1 protein-coding gene is annotated in these 436 nt (G+C 67.2%); it reads left to right on the top strand.

What is annotated here, in order from left to right; all coding sequences use genetic code 11:
• A partial coding sequence (locus AC1DYK_RS35855; RefSeq protein ID WP_478170594.1) for a Phenylacetic acid catabolic protein occupies window positions 1–436 on the top strand: 436 nt, incomplete at both ends.

Below are 436 nucleotides of genomic sequence, written 5' to 3'. Positions count from 1 at the left end.
GCCGGACGCCTACCGGGCCTCGCTGGTCAGGCAAATGGCCCAGCATGCCCACTCCGAAATCATCGGCATGCAGCCCGAGGCAAACTGGATCAGCCGCGCCCCCTCGCTGCGCCGCAAGGCGATCCTGATGGCCAAGGTGCAGGACGAGGCAGGACACGGGCTCTATCTCTACAGCGCGGCGGAGACCCTCGGGACGAGCCGCGAAGAGCTGCTCGACAAGCTCCACGCGGGCCGCCAGAGGTATTCGTCGATCTTCAATTACCCAACGCTGACCTGGGCGGATGTCGGCGCGATCGGCTGGCTGGTGGACGGCGCCGCGATCACCAACCAGGTGCCGCTGTGCCGCTGCTCGTACGGTCCGTACGCCCGGGCCATGGTCCGCATCTGCAAGGAGGAGTCCTTCCACCAGCGCCAGGGGTACGAGCTGCTGCTCACC

Source organism: Variovorax sp. P2_H12 (assembly GCF_056403395.1).
The sequence above is the reverse complement of the archived record's forward strand: the minus strand, read 5'-3'. Positions and strand labels throughout refer to the sequence as shown.